The 229-nt window shown below is 48.0% G+C and carries 1 protein-coding gene; it reads left to right on the forward strand.

Annotated features, from left to right (window positions below; translation table 11 throughout):
* A partial coding sequence (locus AF337_RS44525; RefSeq protein ID WP_210168074.1) for a hypothetical protein occupies nt 1-229 on the forward strand: 229 nt, incomplete at both ends.

The following is a 229-nucleotide window of genomic DNA, read 5'->3' on the forward strand; positions in this document are numbered from 1 at the left end:
GAGGTTTGTTGATGAAGCTGCCTGTATCCAAGTCAACGCTTGGGGGAAGGAAAATGCCGTCACTGCGATGGAGATCCTTAAAGAACGATCGCCTGCAGGTCTGTTGGCAGTCGTAGACGCCGATTTTGATCGTATTCAAGGAAAGCTCGCAAATGACGCCCGCGTTATATATTCCGAGAGCCATGATTTCGATCTTGATTGGATGTTCGAAGATCTCCTAGCGAACTAT

Source organism: Rhizobium ecuadorense, assembly GCF_001187535.1.
In the GTDB taxonomy this organism is placed as follows: domain Bacteria; phylum Pseudomonadota; class Alphaproteobacteria; order Rhizobiales; family Rhizobiaceae; genus Rhizobium; species Rhizobium ecuadorense.